The organism is Deinococcus rhizophilus (genome assembly GCF_030271215.1).
GTDB lineage: Bacteria > Deinococcota > Deinococci > Deinococcales > Deinococcaceae > Deinococcus > Deinococcus rhizophilus.
On the sequence record NZ_JASNGB010000212.1, the window covers coordinates 1 to 4,580 of the forward strand.

Annotated in this window: 8 protein-coding genes; 5 read left to right on the top strand and 3 right to left on the bottom strand. The window is 71.8% G+C overall.

Going from position 1 to position 4,580, the window contains the following annotated elements; all coding sequences use genetic code 11:
* The 5 genes from QOL99_RS15205 to QOL99_RS15225 form a co-directional block, all read left to right on the top strand.
* The coding region (locus tag QOL99_RS15205; RefSeq protein WP_285525062.1) for an HAD-IA family hydrolase at positions 1–284 on the top strand (284 nt) is incomplete at its 5' end.
* Between the two features lie 71 nt (positions 285–355).
* Positions 356–655, top strand: coding sequence for a PadR family transcriptional regulator (locus QOL99_RS15210; RefSeq protein WP_285525063.1), 300 nt, complete (start codon positions 356–358; stop codon positions 653–655).
* Entirely contained in the window at positions 652–1,209 is a 558-nt protein-coding gene (locus tag QOL99_RS15215) for a hypothetical protein (RefSeq protein WP_285525064.1), read from the top strand. The genes QOL99_RS15210 and QOL99_RS15215 overlap by 4 nt, the downstream gene beginning before the upstream one ends.
* A gap of 384 nt (positions 1,210–1,593) precedes the next feature.
* Complete coding sequence (locus QOL99_RS15220; protein WP_285525066.1) at positions 1,594–1,806, top strand: hypothetical protein; 213 nt, start codon at positions 1,594–1,596, stop codon at positions 1,804–1,806.
* Complete coding sequence (locus tag QOL99_RS15225) at positions 1,803–2,363, top strand: Uma2 family endonuclease (RefSeq protein WP_285525068.1); 561 nt, start codon at positions 1,803–1,805, stop codon at positions 2,361–2,363. Before QOL99_RS15220 ends, QOL99_RS15225 begins: the two co-directional genes overlap by 4 nt.
* 120 nt (positions 2,364–2,483) lie before the next feature.
* Here QOL99_RS15225 and sdaAA read toward each other — a convergent pair whose 3' ends face one another.
* The 3 genes from sdaAA to QOL99_RS15240 form a co-directional block, all read right to left on the bottom strand.
* Positions 2,484–3,368 (bottom strand): L-serine ammonia-lyase, iron-sulfur-dependent, subunit alpha, encoded by an 885-nt coding sequence (gene sdaAA / locus QOL99_RS15230; protein WP_285525070.1) that lies wholly within the window; start codon positions 3,366–3,368, stop codon positions 2,484–2,486.
* A 60-nt stretch (positions 3,369–3,428) separates the two neighbouring features.
* Complete coding sequence (gene sdaAB / locus QOL99_RS15235; protein ID WP_285525071.1) at positions 3,429–4,094, bottom strand: L-serine ammonia-lyase, iron-sulfur-dependent subunit beta; 666 nt, start codon at positions 4,092–4,094, stop codon at positions 3,429–3,431.
* A gap of 250 nt (positions 4,095–4,344) precedes the next feature.
* Positions 4,345–4,580: hypothetical protein (locus QOL99_RS15240; RefSeq protein WP_285525072.1), on the bottom strand; the 236-nt coding region annotated here is incomplete at its 5' end.

A 4,580-nucleotide genomic window follows, 5' to 3' on the forward strand; every position in this document is an offset into this window, starting at 1 on the left:
CCTATGACCCCGCCCATGTGGGCGGCCGGGGCAAGCCGCTGCCGGACCTGTACGCCCACGCCGCCGGGCGGCTGGGGGTCTCCCCCGCCCGCTGCCTCGTCGTGGAGGACAGCGTGACGGGCGTGCTGGCGGGCGTCGGTGCCGGGGCGACCGTGTGGGGCCTGCTGGCGGGCGGGCACATCCACCCCGACAGCGGGGCGGCGCTGCGCGAGGCCGGGGCGGTGCGCGTGCTGGCAGGGCACGGAGAGCTGCGGGCCGCGCTGGGGCTGACCGCCCTGGCGTGAGGACGGGGGCACGACGCCCTCCCTCTGATCTGCCCCTTGACTTCAAACTCTACATAAGTAGAAGATATTCCATGCCCCGATCCCCGAATGCCAGCCCGCCTACCCGCGCCGTCCTGCAGACGCTGCTGACGGCCCACCCCGCGCCCAGCTACGGTTACGACCTCAGCCGGGTGACGGGGCTGAAGAGTGGGACCCTCTACCCCATCCTCCAGCGGCTGCACGCGGGGGGGTATCTGGCGGCGGACTGGGAAACCTCGCCGCACCCCGGCAAACCGCCCCGGCACCTCTACACGCTGACAGCGGAGGGGCTGCGGCTGGCGCGGGAAGTGCCGGAACAGACCTCGATCAGGCTGAAAGGAGCAGTGATATGAGACCGGACGAGTGGCAGCAGGCGATGGAGAACGAGGCGGCGAGTGTGGAGGATGGGGGGTGGGCGCGGGAGACGCGCCGATTCATGCGTGTCCGCCGGGGCTACAGCCTTCTGGGGCAGGTCCTACCGCCGCTGATGAGCGCCGCGCTGCTGGCGGCCTGCTGGCACGGGCTGGTGGTGCTGGTCGCCCGCGCTTTGTGGCAGATGGACCGCAACCCGCTGGGCGTCTGGGGCATGGTCCACCCGATGCGGTTCGACCTGGCGTTTCTGGGGCTGCTGATCGGCGTGGGGCTGATGCTGGGGGCCTTGCGGGTGCGTCCGCTGCCAGGAGGCGCGTTGCTGGCCCTGATTCCCCTGTGGGCCTGGCTGATCGGCGCCGCTGTCCGCTACGACGGAGTCTGGAGAGGCCCCGACGGGCAGGTGATGGACGCCGCCGCACGGGATTTCGTGACCTATACCCTGACGGGTGGAAGCCTGACCTTCGCCGCCGGATGTGCCGTGTTCGGGATGCTGAGCATCTGGGTGGGCTCCCGGCTGAGTCGCCCCCGCGCATGACTCCCCACGATTGGCAGCAGGCCATGCACCGCGAGGCCGCAGCCTCCCCCGACCCCGCCTGGGCCGCCGGGACGCGCCGCGCCGCCCGCCGCCTGCGCTGGAACCGCCTCCTTCTGGGTCACCTTCTGCCGGGACAAACCGCGCTGGTCGCTGTCGCGCTGCTGCTGGCGTCGCCCACCGAGCCGGGGCCGTGGCTGGCGCTGGCGGGCGTGGCCCTGAGCCTGTGGGCGCTGCGGTTCGGGGACGTGGGGTGGGCCGGAGTGGGGCTGGCCTCCGCGTGGACCGCCCTCGCGTCGGGGACCNCCGGGACAAACCGCGCTGGTCGCTGTCGCGCTGCTGCTGGCGTCGCCCACCGAGCCGGGGCCGTGGCTGGCGCTGGCGGGCGTGGCCCTGAGCCTGTGGGCGCTGCGGTTCGGGGACGTGGGGTGGGCCGGAGTGGGGCTGGCCTCCGCGTGGACCGCCCTCGCGTCGGGGACCGGGGCGGAGCAGCTGTTCGGAATGTCCTTGCCCCCAGCGCTGCCCCTGCTGACGCTGGCCCTCCTCGGCGTGGGGTGGGCGGCCCTTCTCAGTCCGGAGCGCCGTAAGATGGCCCCATGACGGACGCGGCGCCGCAGGCCATGAACGAGGCCGAGTACCTCCGCACCGAGCGCGAGAGCCCCTACAAGCGCGAGTACGTGGGCGGCTTCGTGTATCCGCTGCACGCTCAGGCGGGGGCGAGCGGGGAGCATGTGCGGATCAGCCTCCGCATCGCGGCGGCGCTGCTGCCCGACGCTGACCGCCGGGGCTGCCGCCTCTACCAGTCGGACATGAAGCTCTACATCTCCGGCGATTCCAGCTACTTCTACCCGGACGTGATGCTGGTCTGCGGCGGGGAGCCACCCGACCGCTATTACGAAACGGCCCCCTGTCTGCTGGTGGAAGTCCTCTCCGGCAGCACGGCGCACAACGACCGTCGCCACAAATACGCGGCCTATACGGATATTCCCAGCCTCCAGACCTATCTGATCGTGTCGCAGGAGAGCCGCTACGTCGTGGAATACCAGCGCACGGACGGCGGCTGGCAGATGCGCGAGCATCGCGGCGAGGGCGAGGTGGGCGTACCCTGTCTGGGCCGAATCCTGACGCTGGACGAGATGTACCGGGGCGTGCTGTAAAGACCCCTCACCCCGCTGCTTTGCAGCGCCCCTCTGCAAGCAGCTCTGCGAGTCTCCCCAGGGAGAGGGGTCAGAAAAGTCCTCTCCCTGGGGGAGAGGGTTGGGTGAGGGGTGTTGTGCTCACACCATCGGCAGCTCGATCATGCCGCCTTCCTCCCCGCGTCCCTCCATGCGGGCGGTCACGGCGAGGCCGGTCGGCGTCTGGGCCAGTCCGCCTTCGGCCGTCTCGCGCAGTTCGGCGGGCATCAGGCGGCCCACCGAGGCCATCGCGCCGACCACCTCGTCGGGCGGGATGAAGGATTCGAGCTGCGCGAGGGCGAGTTGCGCCGCGCTGACCGCATGGACGGCGAAAAAGGCGTTGCGGCTCACGCAGGGCACCTCCACGTAGCCGCCCACCGGGTCGCACACCAGCCCGATGGTGTTCATCAGGGCCAGGGACGCGGCGTGAACGGCGGCGCGGGGGGTGCCTCCCAGCAGTTCCACGACGGCGGCGGCGGCCATCGCCGCGCTCGACCCGATCTCGGCCTGACAGCCGCCCGCCGCGCCCGAGATGAACATGCGCCTGCTGATCGCCTTGCCCACCCCGGCGGCCAGGATCATGGGGTCAATGAGCCGCTCGTCGGGGAGGCCGAGGTGGTCGGCCACGCCGAGCAGGGCCCCAGGAATGGTCCCCGCGCTGCCCGCCGTCGGCGCGGCGACGATGCGGCCCATGCGGGCGTTTTCCTCGTTGACGGCCATCGCGTAGGCCTGCACGCGTCTGAGCAGCGGCGCGTTCAGCACGTCGGGCGCGTCCCACAGGCCCTTGGCGTTCCAGCCCACCATCCCGGTGATGCTCCTCGCGTCCGAGGCCAGCCCGCGCTCGACCGAGGCCCGCATCTCCCCGATGCGGCGGCGCATCTCGGCGCGGATGTCAGCGGGGTCCAGGCCCGTCTCGGCGCAGTCCTGCGCGAGCACCCACGCGGAGGCGGGGGCCGGGGCATTCATCAGGTCGTGCAGGGTGGTCATGGGCGCTCCTCCGGGGGCAGGGAATGGGGGGGGGTCGGGAGGTCGGGAGGAGGCCGGGCCTCAGCCGTCCATCAGCTTGGGCAGCAACCGCACCCAGTCGGCGTCGGGCCAGCGGCCGAGAAAGGCCAGGGCCTCGGAGCTCAGCGGCGCGTCGAGTTCGATGGCGACCAGAGCCTGTCCGCCCCGCGCCGCGCGGGTGCAGGTCAGGGTGGCGATGTTGACCCCGTCGGCAGCGACCGTGGCCGCGATACGGGCGATCATGCCCACCGCGTCGGTGTAGCGCAGCAGCAGGGTGGGGGCCGCCCCGCTGAAGTTCACGCCAAGGCCCTGCACGTGGGTCACCAGAATGACGCCGCCGCCCGTCGAGCTGCCCTGCACGGTCACGCGCCCGGTGTCGCCCTGCACCTCAAGGTGTGCGGTGTTGGGGTGTACGTCCCCGAGGTCCACGTCGCGGAACTCCACGGTCAGCCCGGCGGCCTCGGCTTCCTCGAAGGCTCGGGGCAGGCGGGGGTCGTCGGGGGCGTATCCCAGCAGCCCCGCCACCAGCGCGAGGTGGGTACCGTGGCCCCGGCCCGTCTTGGCAAAGCTGGCGTGCAGGCCGATGCTCGCCCGGCGCGGAGCCTCGCCCAGCAGGTGATGGGCCACCAGCCCCAGGCGGCACGCACCCGCCGTGTGGCTGCTGCTCGGCCCGATCATCACGGGGCCGATCATGTCGAGAAGGGACATGGGGGAAGTATAGGCAACCCCCATGAGCGGCGTCCGGGGCGGGGGGACGGGTCAGAGGTCCGTGGGCAGGTCTGGCAGGCGCGGCCCAGGAGTGGCGTCAGCGATGGCGCAGGCTGTCCGAGACCCTGGAGGCTGGAAGGGACAAAAAAGCATCCGCCTGCACGCCTTGCCCGGACCCGCCGCCGCCACAGGCACCGTGCCCATGAACAGGTCGCCGCCCCAACCGGAGCGGCGACCCGTGCGGGGCAGCTTACGCTTGCTCCGCGTCCTCGCTGCCGTCCGTCATCTCCGAGAGGTTCTCGCGCAGTTCCTCCAGCTTCTCGGGGCCAGCCTCGCCCGAGAGGCCGTTGGCGTCCATGTTGCCGGTCGCGCCCTGCATGCCTTCCTCGACAATCTCGGTCTGGTTGGTCGCGTAGGTGTGGCCCTGGTCCTCAGTGGCATGGGGGCGGTCGTCGCGGTGGTCGGTCATGCCCCAGGGTGGGCCGG